The organism is Clostridium sp. AM43-3BH (assembly GCF_003479985.1).
Classification (GTDB): domain Bacteria; phylum Bacillota; class Clostridia; order Lachnospirales; family Lachnospiraceae; genus Otoolea; species Otoolea fessa.
The window spans coordinates 197,348-222,814 of sequence record NZ_QUIH01000005.1; the positions used below are offsets into that span (position 1 = coordinate 197,348).

At 51.6% G+C, this 25,467-nt stretch carries 19 protein-coding genes, 1 pseudogene and 1 riboswitch; all 20 genes and pseudogenes read right to left on the minus strand.

Translation table 11 applies throughout. The features are described 5' to 3' along the window. Window positions 1-195 precede the first annotated feature (195 nt). On the minus strand, window positions 196-684 hold the full coding sequence (locus tag DW931_RS09780; protein WP_117796574.1) for a MogA/MoaB family molybdenum cofactor biosynthesis protein: 489 nt from the start codon (window positions 682-684) through the stop codon (window positions 196-198). Between the two features lie 29 nt (window positions 685-713). Beyond that, window positions 714-1,151, minus strand: coding sequence for an MOSC domain-containing protein (locus DW931_RS09785; protein ID WP_022360487.1), 438 nt, complete (start codon window positions 1,149-1,151; stop codon window positions 714-716). A 126-nt stretch (window positions 1,152-1,277) separates the two neighbouring features. Further along, a complete protein-coding gene (moaA, locus tag DW931_RS09790) occupies window positions 1,278-2,258 on the minus strand; it encodes a GTP 3',8-cyclase MoaA (protein WP_118626960.1) in 981 nt (326 codons plus the stop codon). After that, on the minus strand, window positions 2,255-2,731 hold the full coding sequence (moaC, locus tag DW931_RS09795) for a cyclic pyranopterin monophosphate synthase MoaC (RefSeq protein ID WP_022360485.1): 477 nt from the start codon (window positions 2,729-2,731) through the stop codon (window positions 2,255-2,257). Before moaC ends, moaA begins: the two co-directional genes overlap by 4 nt. After that, complete coding sequence (locus DW931_RS09800; protein WP_182429173.1) at window positions 2,706-3,695, minus strand: NTP transferase domain-containing protein; 990 nt, start codon at window positions 3,693-3,695, stop codon at window positions 2,706-2,708. The genes moaC and DW931_RS09800 overlap by 26 nt, the downstream gene beginning before the upstream one ends. Window positions 3,696-3,717: 22 nt before the next feature. Further along, window positions 3,718-4,806 (minus strand): sulfate/molybdate ABC transporter ATP-binding protein, encoded by a 1,089-nt coding sequence (locus tag DW931_RS09805; RefSeq protein WP_118482488.1) that lies wholly within the window; start codon window positions 4,804-4,806, stop codon window positions 3,718-3,720. A gap of 131 nt (window positions 4,807-4,937) precedes the next feature. After that, a pseudogene (gene modB / locus DW931_RS09810) lies at window positions 4,938-5,582 on the minus strand (molybdate ABC transporter permease subunit); the annotation flags it as partial. Window positions 5,583-5,959: 377 nt separating this feature from the next. Continuing rightward, complete coding sequence (gene modA / locus DW931_RS09815) at window positions 5,960-6,820, minus strand: molybdate ABC transporter substrate-binding protein (RefSeq protein ID WP_118482589.1); 861 nt, start codon at window positions 6,818-6,820, stop codon at window positions 5,960-5,962. A 390-nt stretch (window positions 6,821-7,210) separates the two neighbouring features. Then, on the minus strand, window positions 7,211-8,287 hold the full coding sequence (locus tag DW931_RS09820; RefSeq protein ID WP_182430027.1) for an XdhC/CoxI family protein: 1,077 nt from the start codon (window positions 8,285-8,287) through the stop codon (window positions 7,211-7,213). Window positions 8,288-8,356: 69 nt separating this feature from the next. Continuing rightward, complete coding sequence (locus DW931_RS09825) at window positions 8,357-9,376, minus strand: molybdopterin-binding protein (RefSeq protein WP_118626962.1); 1,020 nt, start codon at window positions 9,374-9,376, stop codon at window positions 8,357-8,359. Between the two features lie 21 nt (window positions 9,377-9,397). Then, the gene (locus DW931_RS09830; protein WP_118482592.1) at window positions 9,398-11,083 is read right to left on the minus strand and encodes a DVU_1551 family NTP transferase; all 1,686 of its coding nucleotides are present in this window, start codon (window positions 11,081-11,083) and stop codon (window positions 9,398-9,400) included. An 11-nt stretch (window positions 11,084-11,094) separates the two neighbouring features. After that, window positions 11,095-11,496 carry a NifB/NifX family molybdenum-iron cluster-binding protein gene (locus DW931_RS09835; protein ID WP_022360477.1) on the minus strand — a complete coding sequence of 134 codons (402 nt, stop codon included), beginning with the start codon at window positions 11,494-11,496 and terminating at the stop codon, window positions 11,095-11,097. 130 nt (window positions 11,497-11,626) lie between these two features. Further along, window positions 11,627-13,516 carry a DVU_1553 family AMP-dependent CoA ligase gene (locus DW931_RS09840; RefSeq protein ID WP_118482593.1) on the minus strand — a complete coding sequence of 630 codons (1,890 nt, stop codon included), beginning with the start codon at window positions 13,514-13,516 and terminating at the stop codon, window positions 11,627-11,629. 29 nt (window positions 13,517-13,545) lie between these two features. Beyond that, the gene (trsS, locus tag DW931_RS09845) at window positions 13,546-15,072 is read right to left on the minus strand and encodes a radical SAM (seleno)protein TrsS (RefSeq protein ID WP_207664448.1); all 1,527 of its coding nucleotides are present in this window, start codon (window positions 15,070-15,072) and stop codon (window positions 13,546-13,548) included. Window positions 15,073-15,241: 169 nt separating this feature from the next. Beyond that, entirely contained in the window at window positions 15,242-15,478 is a 237-nt protein-coding gene (locus DW931_RS09850) for a DVU_1557 family redox protein (protein WP_022360474.1), read from the minus strand. Window positions 15,479-15,483: 5 nt separating this feature from the next. Then, entirely contained in the window at window positions 15,484-17,778 is a 2,295-nt protein-coding gene (locus tag DW931_RS09855) for a pyridine nucleotide-disulfide oxidoreductase/dicluster-binding protein (protein ID WP_181357205.1), read from the minus strand. 513 nt (window positions 17,779-18,291) lie between these two features. Beyond that, window positions 18,292-21,213, minus strand: a complete 2,922-nt coding sequence (locus DW931_RS09860; protein WP_022359117.1) for a molybdopterin cofactor-binding domain-containing protein — start codon at window positions 21,211-21,213, stop codon at window positions 18,292-18,294. 85 nt (window positions 21,214-21,298) lie between these two features. Continuing rightward, window positions 21,299-21,739, minus strand: coding sequence for a DVU_1555 family C-GCAxxG-C-C protein (locus DW931_RS09865; RefSeq protein WP_107000907.1), 441 nt, complete (start codon window positions 21,737-21,739; stop codon window positions 21,299-21,301). 193 nt (window positions 21,740-21,932) lie between these two features. Next, window positions 21,933-22,052, minus strand: a riboswitch (molybdenum cofactor riboswitch). A gap of 585 nt (window positions 22,053-22,637) precedes the next feature. After that, window positions 22,638-23,345: an FCD domain-containing protein gene (locus tag DW931_RS09870; protein ID WP_107000908.1), complete on the minus strand. Its 708-nt coding sequence runs from the start codon at window positions 23,343-23,345 to the stop codon at window positions 22,638-22,640. Window positions 23,346-23,602: 257 nt separating this feature from the next. Continuing rightward, entirely contained in the window at window positions 23,603-25,291 is a 1,689-nt protein-coding gene (locus DW931_RS09875; protein WP_207722859.1) for a peptide ABC transporter substrate-binding protein, read from the minus strand. Between the last annotated feature and the right edge of the window lie 176 nt (window positions 25,292-25,467).

The following is a 25,467-nucleotide window of genomic DNA, read 5'->3' on the forward strand; positions in this document are numbered from 1 at the left end:
AACGGAACATTCATGACTAAATGGAGTAGATTTCTTGGTTTGGCATCACCTCCCATCTGCATGGTGTAGTCATTCCATTCTGCCCCAAATAAGCTGACCATCGTTGAAATAGCGAGGACTTGAAAGTCCTCGCTATTAGCATACATCGTCTTATATATTATATCTGTTTTTCCATCTTCGTTTTTGCTGCTTTCCCTACTTTCTAGCACACTCCCCATCAAGCCCCAAAAGGATTTTTAATCCATGATCCAGCTGCGGCAGAATGTACTCCAGACACTCCCGCACTGCCTTCGGACTGCCCGGCAGGTTGACGATCAGCGTGCGTTTGCGGATCCCACTTGCCGCTCGGCTTAACATCGTCCGCTTTGTAAATTGTAAGCTGTATGCCCGCATCGCCTCCGGGATACCCGGAACCATCCGTTCCGCGACCGCCAGCGTCGCCTCCGGCATCACGTCGCGCGGAGAAAATCCCGTTCCGCCCGTTGTTAAGAGCAGATCGGCCTTTCCCTCATCGCAGATCTCCTTCATCGCCTCTTCCAACATCGCCTGGTCATCCGGCAGCACCTTCTGCCAGACCACCTCATAACCAGCCTCTCTCACCATTTCTGCGATTACCGGACCACTCACATCCTCCCGTTTTCCCGCGTACCCGGAGTCACTGGATGTAATAATTGCTGCTCTCATTGGTTTCCCACCTCTCTTTGATCTCTTTCCTACGCTTCTTCCAGAATCTCCAGATTATCTCCCTCTTTGATCACGCCGCCGTGCAGCACCTTCGTAAATACGCCCTCGCGCGGCATGATACAATCGCCCATCGCCTGGAAGATCGCGCATCCATGGTGGCATTCTTTTCCGATCTGTGTCAATTCCAGCACGACGTCGTTGCATTTAAATTTTGTCCCGATCGGGAGCGTCTTGAAATCGATTCCTTCCACGACCAGATTTTCACCGAACGCGCCGTCCTCGACTTTCGCACCACGCGCGCGGAATTCCTGAATCCGGTCATATGAAAGAAGGCTGACCTGACGGTGCCATTTGCCCGCATGGGCGTCACCCTCGATTCCATAGTCCTCGATAAGACAGACCTGATGGACATTTTTCTTCTGAACACCTTTGATTTCACTGGTACACGTTGCGATTACTTTTCCCATGATTGTTTCCCCTTTTCTTTATCCATAAATTTTCCGATTTCATATTTCATATACGATATTTCACTTGTAACATTCCGCCGGCTCACACTTTCACCGCAGAAACCATAATCCTCACAAACACCCTGCTTATCCGCCTATCTGGGACATTCCCCGGTGTTCCCGATCCGTAAATTCCGTCTTTTTCTCAAAATTATGTCCCTTCGGCTTTTCCGCAAGCGCCTGTCCGATCGCCCGGCGCAGGTCTTCATCGGTACCGCCGCCGCGCAGAATGGTCTTTAATTCCACCCCATTGTCATACTGGAGACAGGTCTTTAAGAATCCTTCTGAGGTCAGCCGGATCCGATTGCATTCGGAACAGAATTTATGGCTGACCGCGCTGATAAAACCGATCCGTCCCTGAAAGCCAGGGACTGCGAAATAATGGCACGGGCCATTTCCTGCCACGTCCCCGCACGGGGTAAAGGTTCCAAATGCCTCTTCCAGCGCATGCTTCAACGCATCTTCTTTCACAAAGGCAAACTGCGTTCCCATGCCGATCGGCATCATTTCGATGAAACGCACGTGCACGTTATGGTTTTTCGCCAGTTCCGCCACCTCTAAAAGCTTTTGCTCCTCGATCCCAAGCACCGGCACACAATTTATCTTGATCTGCATCCTGCCTTTCTGGATCGCCATCCGAAGGCCGCGTCTGACCGCTTCGATCTCATCCCGGCGTGTGAGCTGCCGGTACACCGACGCATCCAGCGTATCCAGGCTGATCGTGACTGAATCAACCCCCGCGTCCGCCAGCGCATCGTACATTTCTTCTAATAAAACACCGTTCGTCGTGATCGTCAGGCTCTTGATTCCCGGAATCTGTTTTAACGCTGCTGCTAACTCCGGCAGTCTCCGGCGCACCAGCGGTTCGCCTCCGGTCAGCTTGATTTTCTGAATGCCGTTCTCTGCCAGAATCTGGCAGACCCTCTCGATCTCACCAAACCGCAGGATCTCTTCATGGGAAATGCTGCCGATGCCTTCCTCCGGCATACAGTACACACAGCGCAGGTTGCATCGGTCGGTCACGGAGATCCGGACGTAGTCGATCGTTCTGCCGTATCCGTCTATCATCGCACAAATTCCCCGCTCTTTCCTCCCGATTTTGCATCGAGATGTATCTCTCCGATCTCCATCCGCTTGTCGATCGCCTTGCACATATCATAAATGGTCAGAAGAGCCACGCTGACGCCGGTCAGCGCCTCCATCTCGACGCCGGTCTTTCCTTCCAGCTTAGCAGTACAAAGTGCCTTGATCGTCAGCTCTTTTTCATCCACCTCAAAATCCACGCTGCATTTCGTGATGAGAAGTGTGTGGCACATCGGGATCAGGTGTGCGGTCTGCTTCACCGCCATGATTCCCGCTACACGCGCCACCCCCAACACATCGCCCTTGGCAACCGTTCCCTCCAGAACCGCCTTCATGACAGCTTCATTGACGTGAATCTTGCCGGATGCCGTCGCTGTCCGGCTGGTAATCTTCTTTTCCGTTACATCTACCATGATCGCATTTCCCTTTTCATCAAAATGCGTTAATTTCTCTTCCATCTGTATCCTCCTTTTCCTCTTCTTCCGGCTCCAGAAAGATTTTCTCAAACGCTGCTTCTGCTGCCGCCTGCACTGCTGCTTCCATCCGGCGGAATTTTTCTAAAAACGCCTTTCCCTCCGGCGTCAGCACAGAAAATCCGCCCTTGCTTCCGCCCGTCTGGCGCTCTAAAAACTGAATTCCCAGCTGCGCCTCTGCGATCTTGAGCATTTTCCAGCCCTTGCTGTAGGAAATATCCCGGATCTGACAGGCACCGAGCATTGAACCGCTCTCAGCAACTGCCTCCAGAAAATCCGCCGTCAGCGCGCTGAAGCATTCTTCCTCGCGGCTCAGCGAAATCGACGCCCGAAATGCCAGCTCCCCGCGCTTCTGCCTATCTTTTTCGTAGGCAAGCAGCGATTCATAGTCCATTTTCGTGTTGGTGTCCAGTAAAACACCCGGATCTTCAACCTCGATCTCCCGGACACCTTCGCCCCACGCATCCATTGCGCCGCGAAGTCCTTTTCCGCCCCGGTACGTTAAGATATGTCCAAACACTTCCTTCGACAGCATGACCGGGTGCCCTTTTTTTCCCTGACAGACCGGTACTGCCATGCTTCCGGGCGCCTGCGCCATCTTCTCGATTGTGTTCGCCGTGATCATCGGCACGTCGGCAGGGAACAACAGCACCCGATCGGCTTTTTTCTGGATATGGCGCAGTCCCATGCAGATTGAGCCGTACATCTGCGATGTCTCATACCGCTTGTTTCGGATACAGACCGCACCACGGTGTGAAATATGACGTTCCAGCACATCTGCCTGATACCCGGTCACGACAACGATCGGCGAGATCCCCGCCTGCCGGATCGTGTCGATCTCCCTCTGTATCATCGTGGTCTGCCCCATCCGGAGCATCGGCTTTAATTCTTCCATGTGCGCCGACCGCCCTGCCGCCAGGATGATCGCGCCTGTTTTCCCATCTGCCATACATATCCCCTTTTCTATCATTCTAACCTTCTTTTAAAAGCATGATATCTCCCGGTGCAATTCCCAGCCGGACGCGGTCTCCGCGCTGATACTGGTTTAGTGAATCACTCTGCTTATAGTCTACCTTCCACCAGATCACCTCGCGTTCCAGTGCATTTTCTTTGTCACCCGCTGCCCCTGCATTTTCCACCGGACGCAGCAAAACATCCCACTCAAATGGCTGGCAGAGTGTGTCCCCCCACTCGCACGTAAATTCATTCGCACCGCCGCGCGCCGGGTAAAACTGGTGCGCCCGGATGCCGATATAGGCATGCTCCGCGGCAACCGCTTCTTCGGTCTGAAACGTGAGTCCCCAGTCGAGCGCTTCCACCTCATATTCGCCGATCCGCCGGATCCGGCTGAAGTTTTTACAGCCTGTCAGGCGTGCCGCAGTGACATTTTCCGGTTTCTGGAAAATCGCCCGCGTCTCTCCCTTCATCGCCACCTGTCCGCGGTTTAAGATGATGCTCTTCTCGCAGAACCGATAGACCTCGTCCCGGCTGTGGCTGACCATCAGCACATCGCCCGTGTACCCGCGGAGTACCTCACGCACCTGGAACTGCAGTTGTTCCTTCAGATAATAATCAAGTGCCGAAAATGGTTCATCCAGCATGATCACATCCGGCTCATAGACGAGAATGCGCGCCAGCGCCACACGCTGCTGCTGTCCGCCGGAAAGCTGGGACGGATACCTTTTTTCAAGCCCTTCTAATTTAAAGAGACGGATCATGCGGGCAACTGCCTCCTGTTTTTCCTCCTTGCTGCCCGAAAGCCCCGCTGCAATGTTGGTTTCTACGGTCATATTCGGAAACAATGCATAATTTTGGAATAAATAACCGACTTTCCGCTTCTGCGGCGGCAGGTTGATGTGCTTTTCCGAATCAAAGAGCACCCTGCCGTTTAACACGATCCGCCCTTCGTCCGGCGTCTCAATTCCGGCGATACACTTGAGCGTCATGCTCTTGCCGCTTCCGGAAGCGCCGAGAATGCCCATGACGCCGCCATCGGTGTTAAGCGATACGTCCAGCGAAAAGCCGGAAAATCTCTTTTTGATTGCCGCCTGCAGGCTCATCGCGCGCCTCCCTTCTGTGCATCCGCTTCCCTGTCCGCAAACAGTTCCACCGAAACCTTTACATCCTGACCGCCCGCTTCCACACTGTTATCTTTCTTTTTATGATTGCTGCGTCCGCGCATATCCCGCCGCGACAGCACATTCATCAGCACGACGACCAGGAAGGAAATCACCACGATGATCCACACATACTGGTATGCCATCGACATTTTTCCAGCCGCCACCTGTGAATAGATGGCAAGCGGCAGTGTCTGCGTCTTTCCGGCGATATTGCCCGCCAGCATCGCGGTCGCACCGAACTCGCCCAGTCCTCTCGCAAAGGCAAGGATCGCGCCGCTTAAGACGCCCGGCATCGCCGACGGCAGAATTACCTTCCAGAAAATGCGGCTCTCAGAAAATCCCAGCGTCCGAGCCGCATAGATAAGCGTCACATCGACCTGTTCAAACGCGCCGCGCGCCGCCCGGTACATAAGCGGAAATGAGATCGCCACCGCCGCGATCACCGTTGCCGCCCATGAAAATACAATCTTGACGCCAAACAATTCCAGAAACAGCTGTCCGAGCGGTCGTTTTACACCAAAAATCATCAGCAGGAAGAAGCCTGCTACCGTCGGCGGCAGGACCATCGGAAGCGTCAGGATGCCGTCCAGCACCATTTTCACTTTCTCAGAGCGTGCCGATACCACCAGCCGCGCCATCCAGACTCCCAGAAAAAACGTAATAATGATCGACAGCGTTGCTGTTTTCATCGATATCCATATCGGAGACCAGTCCACCTTTCTTCCCCCTTTCCTATGAAATGTACTCTCGGAGTCTTCTCGATTGAATTCAAGTCGAACGTCCGTGAGACTTGGCGCGTGATTCTGGTCAGCGAAGCTGACATATTCCTATCAGAATCACTGCGCATCCTCGCGGAGCGTTTATCTCAGTCGGAGAATGGACTCCCACTGAGACAAATTTGCTATTACTCACCACCTGAAGAGGTGGGAGTCTTCTCGACTGAGATAAAAACTGCCGCAGAACACCTGGTTTTCAACGGACCCTGTATTCTGCGGCGGATTTTATTCCATACATGGTTCACTGTCTGTCCTTCGCCGTCCTGTTTTCTGTTCACACAGTCGGCTGCATATCCCAGACAGTCATCGCTCCCGGCTTATTTATTTGCTGTGAAGCCATACTCCGCAAAGAAGGAGAGCGCATCATCGGTTCCCAGATAATCTACAAACTTCTGTGCTGCATCTTTCTTTGTGCTTGCGCTTACAACACCAACCGGATAGATAACCTTCGATACGCTTCCTTCCGGTGCATATCCGATAACCTTTACCTGGTCAAACTGATCGCTGGTGGTTGCATCGGTCAGGTATACGATACCTGCATCTGCGCTTCCGGCTGCTACCCAGCTTAAAACCTCGGTTACGTTGGTACCAAAGCTTGTCTTAGCCTCTACATCATCCCACATACCCAGGTTCTCAAAGGCTTCCTTGGCGTACTGTCCAACCGGAACACTCTCCGGATCGCCGAGTGCAATCTTCTCTGCCTTTGTGATATCCTCAAAACCAGTAATTTCCAGTGTGGAATCCTTTGGAACGATCAGGGCGATCTTATTTTCCAGAAGCTCTACGACAGAATCTGCATCAACCAGTCCCTCGTCCTCCAGCGCGTTCATCTGCTTCATCGCTGCGGAGAAGAATACGTCTGCATCCGCGCCCTCTTCGATCTGGGTCTGCAGCTTTCCTGAACTGTCAAAGGTAAAGCTCAGCTTGATGTCCGGATTCTCTTTCTCAAATGCCGGCTGAATCTTGTCTTCCATAACGTACTGAAGGCTGGCTGCTGCCGCTACCAGAATCTCCTGCTGGTCGCCGGCTGCCTCTGCTTCTGCTTCGGTCTCTTCTGTCTCAGCTGCCTCTGCCTCCGTTTCCGGTGCTGCTGTCTCAGCCGGTTTGCTGGATGAACATGCGGTCAGGGATGCTGCCGCCATCGCTGCTGCCATTACAAGTGCCCACGTTTTTCTCATATCTTGGTTCCTCCCTCATTTCACGCACATGTTTCCGGCATCCTCCTCGTTTCGATTCCTCACGCCATAGCAATGTGGTTTTTACCCTTCCGTTATTTTTGGAAAATTATAATGATATTTGCTAATCAAATAGTAGCACGTGGCACTTTTTTTGTCAATCTTTACAATTATTCTTATTTAATACACATGGCAGTTATGTGAATTAAAAAATAACGCTGCTTTTTTCTGCATTTTCCCTTTATTCTTATGAATTTTCCAGTTTTTCTTTCCAAGCCCTTCCGTCTATTTTCGTGAAATTGTTATGATGATTTTTCATGTATTTTATTTTTATCTTTTTATTTTTCATTTATTTGAAATTTTTTATCCAAATACGCCGGTGCTTCGGTTTCCTTACCGGTCACACGGTTCCCGATCCGTGGCAAAGTCTTCCACCAGCACATCCATAATGCCGCCGCAGACCATTCCTTCATCTTCCGCTGCCTCGCCGGTCAGATCTACATGAACTACTTTGTACCTGCCGCTTCCGATCAGAGAACGTGCCTCGCCCAGCACGGCCGCCTCGCTGCAGCCGCCGCCGATGCTGCCGAGAATCCGTCCGTCCCGGTAGACAATCATCTTCGCGCCTGCCCCGCGCGGGGAGGATCCCTTTGATTCAATCACCGTGACCACTGCTTTCGACTCATCCGGCTCCTCTGCCAGGCGTTTCAGCACATCAAAATCCAGATCGGAACGGTTTTTCACACGTTTGTCTTCCCGATCCATGCGCTTTACCTGTATGATCTCCGCCAGAATCGAGATCGCGATCTCCTCCGGTGTCACACCGCCGATCTTTAAACCGATCGGGCTCTTTAAACGGCTCATTCGCTCTGGATCGTAACCTTCTTCCAGAAGCTCCTGTTTCACGATACCGACGCGGCGTCTCGAACCAATCATGCCGAGATACGCCGGTTCTTTTCCTTTTCCAATCATCCGCAGGCAGTCCGCATCGTGGCGGTGTCCGCGCGTAACGATACAGATATAGTCGCTCTCCTGAATCTTGAGTTCTTTGATCGCATGCCCAAAGTCATCACAGATCACCTTCTCTGCCATCGGGAATCGTCCCGGATTCGCGAAGGAAAGGCGGTCGTCCACCACAGTTACCAAGAATCCGACGCGCGCGCCAAATTCTGCCACCGGAAGAGCCACATGGCCGCCTCCGAGAATAATCAGGCGCTCTTTCGGGAAAAATGGTTCCGCCACATTCCAACTGCTTCCGGCGCGCCCACAGACCGGCTGCCCCTGTGTCAGGGCTTCTTTTCCAATCTCCGACGCCTCTGCGCCTTCTTTCAGTTCACAGCGCATATCTGCTAGATTTCCCTCTTCTCCCACAAAGCTTCTCTCGAGCGCCAGACACGGCGTCCCTTCCAGTTTTTTCAGAATCTCCCCATACAGATTCATATCACGCACTTCCTCTCTTTTATACTGCATGAGCCATCCATTTCTCATTTCGCAGTTGTGCCATCGCGGTTGCTGCCTCATCGCCTCTCTCTGGCTCGATTATTTACCAAAACCGCAGTTCGGGAAAATACAGGTTGGACAATTTAAGCACAGACCACCTGCGCCCATTTTCGCCAGATCCGCTTTTGTCACTGGCACATCTGCCATCACACGCGGCAGCACCAGATCAAAGATGGTCCTCTTCGCATACATCACGCAGCCCGGAAGTCCCATGATCGGCTTTCCGTCCTTCGTATATGCCAGCAAGAACATCGCTCCCGGAAGTACCGGCGCGCCGTAGGAGACAACCTCCGCCCCGGTCTGCTTGATCGCGCTCGGTGTCGTATCATCCGGATCGACGCTCATGCCACCGGTACAGACAACAAAATCGGCGCCCTGATCCAGCCATTCCTGGATTGCCTCCGTGATTTTATCCGGATTGTCCCCTATAATCTTCTGTCCCAGAACTTCCACACCAAATTCCTGAAGCTTTTCCCGGATGACCGGGCCAAATTTATCCTCAATCCGTCCATAGAACACTTCATTTCCGGTCGTCACAATGCCCGCTTTCTTATTTTTATACGGAAGCAGCTTTAACAGCGGCTCTGAACCCGCTGCCTTCTTCGCCTCCTCCATTTTTTCTTTTTCAATTACCAGCGGGATCACACGGGTTCCGGCTAACTTATCACCTTTTTTTACCGGGAAATTCGTCCGGCGGGTCGCGATCATCATCTCCGGCAGGCTGTTGACCTTTAAGAGGCGTTCTTCATCAACCTGAAACAGACCGTCCGCCTCCGCAATCAGCTCAATCTTGCCTTCCTTCGGATCGGTTGCACGCATATACTCATTCTGGCAGATGCCGCGCAGAATGTCCGCCGCCTCGTCCTCATGATATTTTGTATCGTCCTTTTCCCAGACATAAATATGATCTTTTCCAATCGAAAGCAGTACCGGGATGTCCTCCTCACGCACGATATGTCCCTTGCGGAATACGGCGTCCTTCGTCACGTCCGGAATAATCTGCGTCATGTCATGGCAGAGTACCTGTCCGACTGCCTCGGTTGTTTTCATTAATTTCATATGATTTTCCTCTTTTCCTTTTTACAGTAATGCCTCCGCACGCTTTGCCAGCTGATACCGCCGTTCCACACCCGCCAGCGCCTCCGGATTATCCTTAAATTTCTCCCGTTTTGCCGCAAACCGTTCTTCGATCGTTACACGCCGTTCTCCCTGTACCTGCTTGTCCGCCAGGTACACGATCAGGCTTTCGTTCAGATATCCCAGCTTTTCTTCCGGCAGATCCATATGATCCGCAACGATATCCGCGATCCCGGTATGTCCCAGAAGCCGCAGCCATCCCGCCCCTGTCTCCGGATGTTCGGGGTATGCTTTGGCGATGTCATGAAGAAGCGCCGCCGCGTAGATTTTGTATTTATCGATTGGAGGGCTTTTGTATGTCATCTCCACACACGTTTCCGCCCTATGCTTTAGAACTCTATCTGCCAATTCCACGGCCAGCTCCGCAACCGCCCGGCTATGGCGCACCGTCGCCTCCGGCGTGTGAAACCATGCAAGCAGACGTTCACACTCCTCTTTGTCCGGGACAGGACGTTTTCTCTCCCAATCACGCAATTTCTGAAACTCTTCCTGTGTATCCGCATCAAACGCACAGCCCGGATCCGGCACATTCAGGGGAATCCGGCGGATTTCCGGCTGTTCACAGGCGCCTTTAAGCCCCATCATTCCGTCATGCTGCAGCAGTTTTTCGATCACATCTGCACGGATCAGAAGCGGATGCCCCGGTGTTTTCTCATACTCCGGGAGATAGACATCCCCATCGCCTTCCGCGAACCGGTATTTTTCATATTCCAGCGTAAATGGTGTAAACAGCGGCACATCCACCGGGAAAAAGAAAATGCCATCCAGCGTCTCTTTTCCTGCCGTTTTCCGCTTTTCCTCATAATAGGAAAGCCCCAGGCAGACGGAATCAAACATTTTCGTCTCCGCATACGCCGGATTGTGGATGAAATGGATTCCCGTTCCCGCAGCCGCCGCGCGTATATCTTCCGCCCGGCGTCCGGTAATGATCGTGATTTCATGTACACCGCACGCCCGCAGCGTCTGTATCTCACGTTCCAGGACCGTCTGAGCGCCAAGCTTCATGAGCGGTTTGAAATCCCCCATCCGCGAGGATCGCCCCGCCGCCGAGATCAGAGCATCAAATACAAGATCCTTTCTTTCATACACCTGTCCGTAGCCAAAGGGAATCTGCAGAAGTTCTGCCTTTTTCCGCTTCTCCCAGCCGCAGATCAATGTCCGGAACCAGCCCGCGTGCCCGATCACCAGAATATCACCCCGGCTCTTCATCCGGAGTTCATTCCAGGTTGTCCTGGCGCGCCCTGCACAATCTGCAAAACTCTCTCCCTGCGGCGGTCGGAAATCGTACATATCTGCCCCTCGTGCCACATACTCCGCTGGAAACTGTTCCCGGATTTCATCGAAGGAATGACCATCCCATTCCCCCATGTCAATCTCCGCCAGACCATCTACGACCTCAATCGGAATACTTCTGTCAATCACTTCCTGCAGGATCGCGGCTGACTCCCGGCAGCGCTTTAACGGGCTGGTATAAATCTTTTCAATTCTGCGTCCCGCAAATGTCTCCCCCAGCGCCCGAATCTGTGTCCGCCCTTCCTCTGAAAGCGGCAGATCCGTCCGCCCGATGCAATATTTCCGTTCATCTGGAAATTCCGGCTTCCCATGCCGGATCAAATAAATCGTCCGCATTCTGTCCTTTCCTAGTGCTCGTGTTCCTCTTCTTCCCCACACTCGCAGCTGAAATCATGGCTGTGTCCAAATGGTCCCGGTCCGCCGATGTAGTCGCGGATCAGCTCCAGTTTATAACGGTTCATATAGCTATATGCCTTCTGAACCGTATGCCCGCTTCCCAGATAACGGGTCACGCCCGCCTTTACCAGTATCTCAAACGGTTCTTTCTCGATCGGTCCGCAGATGACTGCCTCACAGTCATGTTCTACCACCTTCTTCGCAAATACCAGATTGTCCGGATCCTGTTTTCCATAGACATGGAAAATCTGGTTCTTGTCCGCGTCAATAATCATCAAAAACGGACTCTCCTTAAAAGTCGCCGGCACCAGTCCGTCGATCTCCTCTGTCTCTGATGCAATCGCTATGTTCATTTTTTTCTCCTTGTTCTTGTCAAATTTTACTGATTTTTTTCAAAATTTCTCGATTATTTTTAATTTTATGATACTGCAATTAAAACTTATCGTCAAGTTTTTCATGATATTGAATTTTACCACTCATTTTTCATTTTTCCTCGATGATCAGCCGCCTTTTTCCCGAACCGATATAGGGGGAAATTTCTTTTTCTATCACTGCGACGGTCAGGCAGTTCCCAAAGTATTCCGTTAATGCTGCTTTGACATTTTTCACTCTGCTTCCTACCGCATCTGCATAACCCGATTTCTTCATAACAGCCACCGTCAGATGCTTCTGCGCCGCATTGTAAGATGCCTGAAAATCTTCCACCTCATCCAGGGCAAATAAAAGCTCATCTAATATGTGCATGGAAAGTACTTTGCCGCCTGACAGCCGGACGCTGTCATCCAGCCGTCCCTCAACCTTATCAAGTCTAGGCTTTAAACATCCGCAGGCACACGGTTCTGCAATCATCCGCCCCAGATCGCCGGTCCGATAGCGCACAAGCGGCATTCCCCGCCGCCGAAGCGTTGTCAGAACCAGCTCGCCGTATTGCCCTTCCGGAACCGTCTGTCCCGTATCCGGATCCAGAATCTCAATCAAAAGGTCCCGGTCCCGCAGATGGTAACCCGCACGCGCCCCACACTGTACGCCGCCGCCGTAACCAGTTTCCGTCATCCCCCAGTGTGTAAAGACCCGGCAGTTCCATGTTTTTTCCAAAAAACGCTGCACGCTGACCGGCACATAATCAGCACTTAAAAGCACTGTTTTCGGGCGGAGTCCCGGCGCATGGGCCGCCAGCGCATACATCTGGCTTGGGACACCGATCAGGCAGTCTGCCCCCTCGCCGTCCCGCGCTGCCGCTTCCATATCGTGAATCAGTCCATGAACCTTCGTCTCCACCTGAATGCGCCCCAATCCTTCTTTTAAAAGTCCTCCAATCGAAAAAAATCCCGGTCCTTCCATATAAACCGTGACCCGATCGCCTGGCTTTACCATGTACTGCATCCCTGTTTCAAAGAAATCCGCCGTCTGCATCAGATCGTCTTCGGTAAAAAACAGGCGCTTCGGTGCCCCTGTACTGCCGGAGGTTTTCAGCGTGATGATCCGCGCGATCTCCTTGGCTGGAACACATAAAAATGTTTCCGGCTCCGCTTTCAGTTCCTCCGGGGTTGTGAGGGGAAGTGTCCGGAAATCCGCCCATGAAAACGAATCCGGCGCGAGCCGTACATCGGAACCTGCCATTTCCCCAAGCTGTCCCCAGACGGATGTAAATTTCTTCTGATAAAATGGACTTTTCTCCTTTACATACGAAAGTGTCCGCCATAACCCGGACGGCTGCGTCGCTGCAATAAAATAACCGCAGCCCGCTTCTTTTAAAATCTTCCGTTCCGCCCCCAGCGCCGCGCAGACGGATTCCAGATTTCCATCGAAGATCTGCTGCCCGATCCACTCCGCCAATGTTCCCGACGCGTCCTGCATCTTTGCAAGCACAAATCCCGCCTCCGCCAGCCGGTCACGGATTGTTTTAGCAGACTCCAGCCGTCCCAGCATCCCGTCTAAGAAAAGCTCTTTTTTCCGGGCATATATATCGCTCATCAAAAGCCATCCCTCCGGCTTTAACACCCGGTACGCCTCCTGGAGCGCCGCCGCCGGTTCCGCAGCCTTGGAACAACTGCATTCCATCAGAATGATATCTGCCGTCTGATCTGGATATGGCAGTTTCTCCGCACATCCAGTCTCTATCCAGCCAGGTTCATGCACATCCGGATTCTTATCCAAGCCAGAAATCTGCCAGCCCGGGCAATGCTCAGAAAGCCATCGCATCGTGCCGCCGGTTCCGCAGCCGATGTCGATGACGCGAAGCGGCACTCCAGGGTCTGTAGACTCCGTCTCTGCCGCTCCCGCCTCCGGTATCTCAATTCCCGCAAACTGGAACATCTGCCTCGTCAGCGCAAATCCGCCCGGTCGGCAGAGACTGCTCTCATTTGTATCCATTTTTTGCACCTCTCCTTTCTGCGCTTCTATTATCTGCCTCTTTCCATCGGAGACAAGTAGTATGCACAGAACGGAATCTTCTTCCCGTCTTTATACACATGCAGGCTGCACTGGCGCAGGCGCTCGATATCGAGATTTCCGGCATCCTGAAACGCCATGGATGTGATCGTGAAGCCATGGCTTTTGGCACGCTTTAAGAAGTCCTCCATATTTGTTATGTCAACCGACTCTTCTTCACAGCAGCAGGATTCTGGTTCGGGCTGAGTTCCGCCACAGCAGCAGCTTTCTGGTTCTGGTTGAGTTCCGCCACAGCAGCAGTTTCCTGGTTCGGGCTGCGCTTTCTCCAACAGATACGCATCTGCATTGGCATCGCAGCAGCAGCTTTCTTTTTCTGGCTGGCTTTCTCCACAGCAACACGCCTCTTCCACATCGCGCCGTTCCCAGCGGCGTCCGACAAATTCTCGGTTCTTCTCCGCCGGATCCGGACCGCAGCAGCAGCTTTCGCCCTCCGCTTCTGTCTCGGTTTTTCCACTATAATTTGTCAGCGGCATCAATTTATCCCCGGGCATCACAATGAAATCTCCGTGAAATCCACACATCGGGTGATCACAGCAGGATGGCGCAATCTGTTCCTCTTTGATAAGCCCCCCGCTCTGGCTGACAACCGCCTCCAGAAGCTCATCCAGCGTATAGCGGTCATCATCCGCCGGAAGCTCCGGGATACGTCCAAAATAGCTGACCGGCTGGAAATGCACGCCGCGCACATACGGCGACCGCTGAATGGCAAACCGGATGATGTCCCCGATCTGCTCCGTATTGACGCCCGGAACAAGGACCGGAACAAGCGTCACGCCGATTCCATACCGGCCGCACTGCTCGATCGCCCGTTTTTTCACTTCCAGCATCGGGCGGCGGCGCAGTTTTTCATATACGGCATCGTCCACGCCGTCAAACTGCATAAATACAAACGAAAGTCCCGCATCCGCCAGACGCTTTACAAACGCCTCGTCCTCCGCCAGGCGAAGACCGTTGCTGTTTAACTGCACATATTTACAGCCAACCTGCTTCGCATACGCCACGATCTCCGGCAGATCGTCCCGCACTGTCGGTTCCCCGCCGGAAAGCTGCAAAAGTGTCTTTCCCGGCTCCGTCAGATCGTCGATCCAGCGTTTTACCGTGTCTAAGGACGGATCCTTGGCCCCGTCCGGCTCCGCAAAACAGAAGGTACAGTTCATATTGCACCGCGCTGTGATCTCCAGCAAGGTACAGCAGGTGGCGCGTCTGTGCTCCGCACACAGACCGCAGCCCGCCGGGCAATTTAGATTTTCATTTTCTCCCACCGCCGGACGTTCCCCGCGCCAGTCGGCAAACTTACGCTTATTTCTCCAGATTACACTGGAAAATGTCCCGTGATCCGGGCAGGTTTTTACCAGATATATCTGCCTGTCCCGCTCTTCCCGCTTTGCCGGAATGCGTTTTAAACAGACCGGACAGACACTGTATGTATGGCGCATTTCTTCTGGCAGGAGGGCTCTGTCCTGTAAGTTCATTACCATCGTCCTTCATCCCCTTATCTCAATTCATTACAATTCTCCCATGATGAAGCCAGCCGCAGATGGGCTGTGTTCTCATGTTCACACATGGCAAATCCCCGCAGCCAGCCTGTCTCACCTATCCTTTTCAGATCCAAAAGCATCTCTCATGAATCATACTTATATCTACTATCTACTTATCTTCCAGCTCTCTCTCCACATCCGCCATACGCCCTTTTACCAGCGCTTCCGGCAGATATACCTCGCCGCACTTCGGGCAGCACAGGATCTCGGTGTGGAAATTGTGCCCCAGATAGTCAAAAAATGTGGATTTCGGCACCATCTCCACCTGACACCGGCGGCAGATGACTTTTTTCTCCAACGCCTCTTTGATCCGCTGATCTCTTCCGCCTCCATCAATCGTCGGCATACTCATCACTCTCCTTCCAGATTCATGCGGTGGCTGTAGCCATTCCAGAGCTTATAACCGCCGTCCGGCAGCACCTCGTACTCTGCCCAGTAGGTCATATGCTGGATCTTCAGATGCCCGATCCGATGTCCCGTCTCCGGGTCGATAATACCGCGGTCTTCCCGCTCACAGTGTTCAATGACCTGCTCCATATCTTCGATCAAAATCTGACCCGCTGACAATTTGCGTTCCAGCTCCTTCTCAACTTCTAATTTCATATGTGTTTCCTCTTCGATCGTCTCATTCCAGTACGTCTTAAGCAGTTCCCGTTTCGCCGCCAGGCGGTTGTGCCAGCGCTCCGTCACCGTCGCCGCCGGGCGCCCCGCGCCATTTAACCCAAACAACAGATCGAGGATATGAACCGCCTCCTTGCCCTGTCCGGCAAAGGACTCCCGGCAGTTGACACAGTAGGTCACATACGGCAGTTCCTCCTCTTTTGCACGGGAAGTTGTCATATAGCTTGTGTGGCTCGGAGAAGCAATCCCGATATGTCCGCCGTATCCGCAGCAGCGCGCCTTTTTCCCGTCATACGGCAGATTTTCCCACGTAATCCCCGCCGCATCCGCCAGATGGCGTACACTCTCCTGCAATTCCGGGTAATAGCGGCTGGCGCAGGGATCAAACAAGGCATACGACTGCGCTTGCTGGGTACTTCCTGCTTCCATTTCACCCTTTTCAGCATTGTCCGGTTCCAAAGCAGCATCTTTCTCCATGCCCCACTCTTCCATCACTTCCTCCAGGAAAACGACCGGCAGCTCCGGCAGGTATTCTTCAAACATCTTCCGGCAGTTCGGGCAGGCTAAAATCACGGTTGGTTCGCCCAGTTCTCTCCACTGCTGCCGCATTTTTTCCAGATGTGCCGCGTGGATGTCCACTTCGCCTGCCCACTCGGCAGGTGCACTGCAGCAGGTCATCCAGATCGCCGCATCCGGCTTTTTGGAATGCAGCCACTCATATGTCCGCGTCACATAGCGCGGATCCGAACCGGCGAGCTGGCATCCCGGAAAGAAGGCGTAGGAACTCTGCTTAACATTCTCCGGTTTCCGCGTAAGCCCCGCTTTTCCGGAGGCATACGCCATGTCGCGCAGCCAGAAATCATGAAATGGCCACGGCATCGCGCCCTTTTTCCGCATTGCCCGCATACTTTCGAGCAAAAACTGGCTAAAATCAATATGCTGCGGGCAGACCTCCTTGCACAGCCCGCAGTGATCGCAGGTGCTGATCAGTCTCGTCGCCCACGTACCATCGCGCGATAACGTACCGGGATGAATTGTTATGTAAACCTCTTCATACAAACGGCGCGGTGTTTTCTCATGCAGGCGCATCAGATCACAAGCACGCATACAGGCATCACACGAACACTTCTGGCAGCGCGCGATCTCCTGCATCGCCTCTTCCTCCGTATACGATTCCCCGTTTGCCGGAACCACCCGCTCGGCACGCTCAATCCCATCCGTTTGAAGCTTTAAAAGTGTCCCTTCCTTTCGAAATGGCTCATTCATGCCGCCCGTTTTCAGATACCGTTCGATCGCAAGCGAAACCGCCAGCCCATCCGCCAGCGCCTTCATGCTGTCGCCGCCCGTCAGAGAACCGCCAATGAAAACGCCCTGGGTCCGGGTCGCAAATGCGCCGTCCGGGTCCATTTCCAGACCAAAGTCCGCGCCGTCTGCCCCAGTTGCCACATACACGGCATCATAGTCCGCCCGGAGTGCCTCCAGATCCGTTACCGTTTCACCGAGATGGCGTGAAAATTCCTCAAACTGGAACTGCGCTTCGATCTCCGCATCAAATTCCGCCGGATCCATCTGGTTTCTCGCCTGACCGCCCAGAACCATTTCCCGCTCATAAACCGTTACATCGTACTTTTTATTGCAGAGACGCAGCGCACAGCCAAGCCCCGAAAGACCGCCTCCGACGATCGCGATCCTTTTCCCTTTCGACGGCAGGTTATACGCATTCGGTGCCTTCCGCTTCGCGTACTTGACCGTCGCCCGCTCTAAAAGCCCCATCGCGATTCCCCCGTCCAGCTTCGCGCGCAGACACGCCTTCTCGCACGGATGGCTGCACAGCTTCGACACAATATCCGGAAATCCCACCGTATTCTGATAGGTCCGGTACGCCGCGTTGAAACGTCCCTTTTTCCACTTTTCTTCCAGCCCCTTGATATCCAGCCGGAACGGACAGGCTGCCTGGCAGAACGGCGGCTCGTTCTGATGGCATTTCTCCGCCAGCGTCTTTTCAAAATCTTCCAAATAGCTCACAGGGCGGACCTCCCTTCTTTTCTCCTGCATTTATCGTTACTGTTCACGCATACGTGTCCAGTAACGGAATTTGCCGTGGCTTCGCATTTAAATACGGCAAATTCCTGCTGCCACCACGTTTTCTTACGGCACTTTCGGTTCCAAAAGTGCCTACCCGTGAACAGTAACCATTTATCCTCTCCCAGAATCATTTATCCCGTCCTCCATCGATAAGTAAAAATTCCAGGAGCCAATTTTAATACTTTTTATTATACACCATAACCAAAGAATATGTCTTGGCACATTCGGGCGTCTCGCGCGGTCGCTTGCGACAACCTGCATCTTCACACGAGTACGCATCATTGTTCCAAGGAATTTCCTATTACAAAAAAGCCGCTGCAAAACCTACCTCTCTAAACATAGATTCTGCAGGTTCGCAGCAGCTTTTATTTAATTCTTATTTACAATCACGCGATACGCCTTGCCGCAGCTGCCCGCTTCATGTGCAGCCACGCATTCCTCTTCCGAATCGGATTAGAACGGACGCTCAGCTGTCGGATCATCCAGGGATACGTAGAAACTCTGGGTTCCTACCTGTACCGGATTCTCTTTGATGTTCTCCAGTTCCTCATACATATCGGAACCAAGGAAGTATTTCTTCGGCTCGTACGGTTTCTCGCCCTTTGCGATTGCATCCAGACCAGCTTTTACCTTCTCCGGAAGTGCCGGGATCTCATGGATACGTACGCCGCAGGCATTGTAGATACCATTCAGAACTGCACAGTGGCCAGATGCCTGGAATGCCTCAGAAGCGCCTGAAGAACCGAACGGACCATCAGAGATAGCGCCATCGATATGAATCAGGTTGATATCATCCGGAACATCCTTGATGTAGGAAGTACCAGCGCCAAACATGTTCGCATGTTTCTTAACGTCTGCGTAGTCCTCTTTCAGGGCAAAGCCGATACCATGCATGATACCGCTGTATGCCTGACCGTTAACAGCATCGATATTACCGATACGTCCAACGAAGTCAACACAGGTAAATTTCAGAACGGTAGTCTTACCGGTCTTAGTATCAACCTCAACCTCTGCCAGGTTCAGGCAGTATGTGAATGCCGGAGTCGGGTCGCCGATACCGGTATTCGGATCCAGACGGCACAGACCCGGAGTTGTGTTGGTCTCATAACGGCCAAGATACTTGGTCTCGATGCCTTCTGCCTTCATCTCATCATAGGTACGAAGGGTACCATCTTCTTTTCTCATAGCTGCCAGAAGCTTGTTCGCTGCGATGATGGTTGCATTACCATCCATGTACAGGGAACGGCTGGCACCAGCCATACCGGTATCCGGACAGGTCTTGGTATCATTCTGAATCAGCTGGATATCTTCCGGTGTCAGATGCATCTCTTTCAGAGCTTCCAGTGTTACTACCAGAGAACCGGTTGTAGCACCCTGACCCATTGCATGCCATGTGTCGTATTTGCGGATCTTGTTGCCCGGCATAAGCTCAAGAGCAACCTCAGCACTATCGCCGCCGCCCTCAGTAACGTTGAAGCCGCCCCATGCGATACCAACGCCTCTTCTCTTCTCCGGTGTGTCAGCTGCTTTCGCATCAGCCACTGCTTTCTCATAGATTGGACGCATAGTATCCATGATCTTCTCCATCGGATACTGCGGATATACATAGCTGTTGATATTCTTATCGCCTTCACGGCAGATATTCTTATAACGGAACTCGAACGGATCCATGCCCAGCTCTTCTGCCATCATATCCATCAGCGGCTCACTGAGTGTATATGCCTGCGGAGAACCGTAGCTTCTGTAAGCAGTACCAAATGCATGGTTTACGTTGGCTACACGAACCAGACCTGCTACGTTCGGTACATTGTACGGGAAGAAGGTGAAACGTGCCGGTTTGGTCATAACGTCGTCACCGCCCCAGGAGTAAGCGCCGTGATCCATACCGATATCAAACTCAGCAGCCAGGATCTTGCCTTCGTTATCACATGCCAGACGGCCATTGGAGTATGCCGGGCAGCGTTTGCCGCTGAAGTGCTGATGCTCTTCATAGGACATGGACAGGGATACCGGCTCGCCGGTAACTACGGTACAAGCTGCACACAGTGCGATATCGCCTGCGTTGGTAGACCATCCAAAGCTTGCGCCGGTCGGGTTCATGATGATACGGTATTTATCCTTCGGTACACCAAGGCAGTTACCCAGACGTCCGATAGAGGAGTATACACACTGGGATTTACACTGAATGGTCAGCAGACCATCATCGCCCCAGTAAGACTGAAGTACACAACCTTCGATGGAAAGATGCGGCTCACGGGAGGAGGAGAAGCTTCCTTCTACTACGTGCGGTGCTTTGTCGATTAAGTCTCTTACTTCTTCTGCATCTTCCAGACCTGCTCCCTTTAATACCGGCTGCTCGCAGAAGATGTTCGGGGTATCCTCATGGATACGGATAGCATCCGGCATAACTGCATCCAGATATGTCAGATACTCTGGCAGCTGTTCGTATTCCATCGTAACCTTAGCGGCTGCTGCACGAGCCTGACGATGTGTATGAGCTACTACCATAGCGATAACATCACCGTAACGATAGATCTTCTCATCCTGAAGAACTTTACGGGATGGTGTCATAACAGTACTTCTCTCATGGAACTGACCCTCAGCCATGATGTTAGTTCCGCCTGCTGCGATGAGGTCTTTTGCTGTGATAACCTTAACAACGCCCGGCATCTTCTCAGCTTCCTCAGTATGGATAGCCAGAATCTTTGCATGATGGGTAACCTTCGGCTGAACGATAGCTGCATATAAAACGCCCTGCGGCATCTTAAGAGCCTGATCATCGCCGTAGTCGGTCAGACCACAAACCTTACCAAGTGCATCCTGACGAACAACCGGTTTTCCGTAGTAGTTGCCATCTTCCGGATTGTGGAACTTGATATCCTCGATGCTGCACTCGCCACGCATAACCTTAGCTGCAGCCATAACTGCATCTACAATCTGTTTGTATCCGGTACAACGGCATACGTTTCTTGTCTTCTGGAACCAGTCACGAACCTCTTCACGGGTCGGATCCGGGTTCTGCTCTAACAGAGCATATGCGGAAACGATGAAGCCTGGTACACAGAAACCACACTGTACAGCACCGCAGTTCATCCATGCAACCTGTAACGGATGCAGATGCTGCGGAGTACCGATACCCTCGATGGTGGTAATCTTGGAATACTCTTCTACCTGGCTGATTTTCTTGGTACAGGAACGGATTACCTGTCCGTTCAGAATGATGGAACATGAACCGCAGACACCGGTTCCACATCCAACCTTAACACCGGTCAGACCGATCCGGCGCAGAACATCTGACAGTTTATCGTTTTCCGGATCGCACATAAACATACGATCCACACCGTTGATGTTCAACATCATTTTTCTTAATTTCATGCTGTTTCGTCCTCCTTCTTTAAAATAAATAGAGCCCTGATGCTTCCGACTATCCTTCCGCATCATACCCAATACTTACGATTCCTTAGTCATCCGCGTTTTCCAGCATCTCTGCCAGATCCGCCAGATCCACGCCATAGTCCTCCAGAAGTTCTCTGGCCTTGCGGTAGGTATTCTCTACCACCTGGGGACACCGAAGTGCCTTGTTGGCCATGTTATCTCCTAAAATCGAATGACAATCACTTCCTCCATAGATTTCACCATAGTTTTCCTGAAACCAGTCTGCCAGTTCCGGTATCATCTCGCTGTATGCCGCTTCCGGCTCAAAGAGCGCCATCATCATCGCCGCACCGGTCAAAGCTCCGCAGGTCAGCCCGCTTCTGACTCCCAGACAGAGTGCTGCAGATGCCTTCAGAAGGCTCGGGTTCTCCTCGCCCTTAAGGGTAAGTCCCAGCGAAACAAGTGCCTGACTGCAGCAGCTTCCCGATAAAAGCAGCTGGTTCAGTTTTTTAATATCCGGCTCCATCCGCACCTCCTGTTCTTAGAAACACAAAAAGAAAAGCGGCACCGCCTCTGAAAAGACAGTACCGCTTAACGTATCCGAGTTTGTATATACATCTGCACCTATAGATATGGATACACCTATATCTATACCTATCTGTCAGCACATATATACCCTATCTATACAAGAAGCCTGACAGCTTCCCGTATCCATCGATGTAAAGCGAATCTCTCTTTCTTTTCAAATGCGGAAGGCACTTCCATTTCCAGATGTACCCATTGGCCTGACTGCATACGGTTTCCCGCTTAGCAATTTCGGCTCGAAAAACAGATTGTTTCTATTTTGGTTTTGATACCTCTATGGTACTCTGCTTTTCATCGAAAGTCAATCTCATTTTTCATAATTTTGAAATTTTTTACATCGACAGGACACTTGTTCGCCCCTTATTTTACCTCAATACGGGATTTTCAACATGCTATTTTACCCTTGTAATATCTGTTTACTTACAGAATTTCAGCATAACTTCCGTTCAAATGTTGTATTATTTGAAGATTTGTATTCTTCCTTTCTACTATTTGATCGAGTATTTTTTAAAAAAATAACGGTTCACACGCTTTCATAATTTTTCATTTTCATTTGTTTAAACGTGAATTTTGTTCACTTGGTTTTCACTTATATGAAATTTATATCTTTTTGATTCATAATCAAACATGAATATCTGTTATTTATCCGCTATAAATCCTCACATTTTTAAGTATCCTTTTTTCATTTTCTTTTTCTGTTTTAAATTTTATTCTGCAAACCATTATTTTTTATTTCAGATAACGCAAGCATATTTAAGAACAGAATTCTTGCACATACAAATTCCGCATCGAAGATGTGATTTGCATAAATTTTTTCTTATTTATAATCCGTACAAATCCTACTTTCTCCCCGCAAAATACGCCTGCAGGTTCTCCCCTACATGCTCCAGATGCCGCTCCATCTCCCGGCGCGCCAGTGCCCCGTCTCCGGCTTCAATCGCTGCCAGAAGGCTTTCGTGTTCATTTTCCCGGACTTCGTCAGAGCGGACTGCTGCCTGGTTGAAGCGCGCATAAGCGTCCTGGTCGGTCAGGATGAGCTTTAACATCCGCAAGATAGACGGGCTGCCTGAGAGATGCGCGATTTTCAGATGGAACGCCAGATCTTCCTCGCTTCCCGCCCTTCCATGGCGGATTGCATAGAGATAGTCTGCCTGCAGATCTTTTAATTTCTGAAGTTCCTTCGGCTCAATCCGCTCTGCACATGCCTCCGCCGCATATCCCTCCAGGAGTTTCCGCACCAAAAGAATATCCTCCAGCCCGCTTTCTGTCTCCATCGACGCCGCCTCGATAAGCTCATTCGCCGCCTTCATCTTCTCCCGGCGTGACCGTTCTTCTTCCAAAAAGCGTTCGCCCTGCGGCGTCAGGATCCGCCCCTTGTTCTGCACCTTGACAAGCAGCCCTGCTTTCTCCAGATCCAGAAGCTCCCGCCCAATGCTGGCGGACGGAAGATGCAGGATCTGCGCCAGCTGGAGTGCTCCCGCCGGGGTGTTTAAGTCCTGCATGGCTGTCAGTATTTCAAAGCTGCTGTTTCGTTTTTTCCCTGCCATCTTTCCACCTCAATACTCTGTACTATTTCTATGATTGTATCATCATTTCCGATTCGTGTAAATCATCCCTTACTGTATCGTACGGAATTTTCAGTTCAGAAAATTCCCACCTGTGAACCGTTACAAGCAGGCTGCAGTTTGACAGCGAAAATGCCATAAAATAACAAAAAAAACGAACCGCAGGGTACATTTTCTCACTCTGCGGTCCGCTTTGAATCTAAAATCATTTCAGATTTTGATCCATCTGTTTTTATTTATTACTTTTTATCTACATTGATGAACAGATAAGGAAGCCCTACGGAGTAGTACTGGATACCGCTTACATCCGGATTGGTCATAACGGCTACAGACTGTCCGTAAATCGGGAACAGAACACACTGATCTGCCAGCGTCTTCTCACAGCCAACTAAAGCTTCCCAACGAGCATCCTGGTCGAGTGCCAGATCGCCCTTCTTTGCGGACTGGATGGTTGCATCGTAGTCTGCATCGGAGAACTGGGAGTAGTTGGTGGAGCTGCCGGTTATCCACATATCCAGATCAGTCATCGGATCTGCGTAGTCCGGACCCCAGCGGGTAAGACCGATATCATATTCACCTTTCTGCATGTATTCCAGACGGGCTTTCTTCGGAAGTACCTGAAGTTCGATGGTCAGACCCGGCAGATTGTTCTGCCACTCGCTCTGCAGGAACTGTGCAACAGCCTGTGCAGAATCGGTATCTTCACACATTAAGGTAAAAGATAAGGAATCTTTTCCAAGCTCGCCAAGACCTGTCTTCCACAGCTCTTTTGCTGCCTCTACATCGTAGGTCCAGCTGTCGTATGCGCTGCCTGCTGCCTCGCGGAAATCTTCGCCTTTTTCATTGGTAGCAAGACCCTGCGGTACGAAGTAATCCATCGGTGTGGAACCATCTTTCAGAACACGGGTTGTGATCGCTTCTTTGTCATACGATTTTGCCAGTGCCTTACGGATATTTACATTGTCAAGCCCCTCTTTCTTCATGTTCGGGGTCAGATACCAGTTGTAACCGTCACTTCTGGTGGAGAATCTCGGATCATCCTCATACTGCTCTACCAGGTTACCGCTTAAGGTTACAACGTCCAGATCGCCATTTTCAAAAGAAAGGGCTGCTGTCTGGCTGTCGGTAATGATCGAGAACTCAACACCGTCCAGTTTGACATCGGATGCACCGAAGAACTGATCATTCTTTACTAATTCTACCTTCATGGCAGACGGCTCATAGGAAGATACCTTGAACGGACCATCTGCTAACAGGGTATCTGCGGAAGTTGCAAAGTTGCCGCCGCAGCTCTCTACAAATTTCTGATTTAAAGGCAGGAAGCATGCGCCGGATGCCATCAGGTAATCAAAGATAGCACACGGGGAGCTTAAAGTTACGACTAATGTCTTATCGTCCGCTGCCTCTACACCCAGTTCCTCAACCGGTTTTTCACCTGTTGTTACCTCTTCTGCATTTGCGATGCAGGCGGTTGTGATAAAGAACTGGTAATCACTTGCAGTTGCCGGATCGGCTACTCGTCTCCATGCGTAAACGAAATCGTTTGCCGTTACCGGATCGCCGTTGGACCATTTTGCGTCGTCACGGATCTTGAAGGTCAGGGTCAGACCATCCTCGGACTTCTCCTCACTCTCCGCCACGCCGTAAACCGGAGCACCTGACTCATCCTTGGTCATCAGACCCATCATAAACTGGGAGATAACACCACTGGATGTGTAGTCGTTGGAAAGTGCCGGATCCAGGGAGTCTACCAGAGTGCTTGCCTGATAGCGAAGCACCTTGCCGCCCTCAGCCGAGCTGCCGCCCTCTGCGCTTCCAGATTCAGCCGCTGCTGTCTCTGTTGTCTGGGTCGATCCGCCGCAGCCTGCTAAAAGTCCAGCAAACATAGCAGAAGCCAGCGTCCACGCCATTACTTTTTTTAGCTTCATAATACTTCCTCCTTTTTTGTTTTTTTAATAAAACCAAACCATTCCCGTTTCATGCTGCATTTCCTGGTCCCGGCTGTCTATCCTCAGTTGTCTGCTGGTTCGGCTCATCTATAAAATCACCCGCTAAACAGGTCATTTTATCACATTTATTATGGTTGATTTTGTGCCGGAATGCA

Coding starts and splice junctions, on each gene's coding strand:
- DW931_RS09780 (WP_117796574.1), bottom strand. CDS start 684: ATGAGAGCAGCAATTATTACATCCAGTGACTCCGGGTACGCGGGAAAA.
- DW931_RS09785 (WP_022360487.1), bottom strand. CDS start 1,151: ATGGGAAAAGTAATCGCAACGTGTACCAGTGAAATCAAAGGTGTTCAG.
- moaA (WP_118626960.1), bottom strand. CDS start 2,258: ATGATAGACGGATACGGCAGAACGATCGACTACGTCCGGATCTCCGTG.
- moaC (WP_022360485.1), bottom strand. CDS start 2,731: ATGGAAGAGAAATTAACGCATTTTGATGAAAAGGGAAATGCGATCATG.
- DW931_RS09800 (WP_182429173.1), bottom strand. CDS start 3,695: ATGGCAGATGGGAAAACAGGCGCGATCATCCTGGCGGCAGGGCGGTCG.
- DW931_RS09805 (WP_118482488.1), bottom strand. CDS start 4,806: ATGAGCCTGCAGGCGGCAATCAAAAAGAGATTTTCCGGCTTTTCGCTG.
- modA (WP_118482589.1), bottom strand. CDS start 6,820: ATGAGAAAAACGTGGGCACTTGTAATGGCAGCAGCGATGGCGGCAGCA.
- DW931_RS09820 (WP_182430027.1), bottom strand. CDS start 8,287: ATGCAGTATAAAAGAGAGGAAGTGCGTGATATGAATCTGTATGGGGAG.
- DW931_RS09825 (WP_118626962.1), bottom strand. CDS start 9,376: ATGAAATTAATGAAAACAACCGAGGCAGTCGGACAGGTACTCTGCCAT.
- DW931_RS09830 (WP_118482592.1), bottom strand. CDS start 11,083: ATGCGGACGATTTATTTGATCCGGCATGGGAAGCCGGAATTTCCAGAT.
- DW931_RS09835 (WP_022360477.1), bottom strand. CDS start 11,496: ATGAACATAGCGATTGCATCAGAGACAGAGGAGATCGACGGACTGGTG.
- DW931_RS09840 (WP_118482593.1), bottom strand. CDS start 13,516: ATGGATACAAATGAGAGCAGTCTCTGCCGACCGGGCGGATTTGCGCTG.
- trsS (WP_207664448.1), bottom strand. CDS start 15,072: ATGGTAATGAACTTACAGGACAGAGCCCTCCTGCCAGAAGAAATGCGC.
- DW931_RS09850 (WP_022360474.1), bottom strand. CDS start 15,478: ATGCCGACGATTGATGGAGGCGGAAGAGATCAGCGGATCAAAGAGGCG.
- DW931_RS09860 (WP_022359117.1), bottom strand. CDS start 21,213: ATGAAATTAAGAAAAATGATGTTGAACATCAACGGTGTGGATCGTATG.
- DW931_RS09865 (WP_107000907.1), bottom strand. CDS start 21,739: ATGGAGCCGGATATTAAAAAACTGAACCAGCTGCTTTTATCGGGAAGC.
- DW931_RS09870 (WP_107000908.1), bottom strand. CDS start 23,345: ATGGCAGGGAAAAAACGAAACAGCAGCTTTGAAATACTGACAGCCATG.
- DW931_RS09875 (WP_207722859.1), bottom strand. CDS start 25,291: ATGAAGCTAAAAAAAGTAATGGCGTGGACGCTGGCTTCTGCTATGTTT.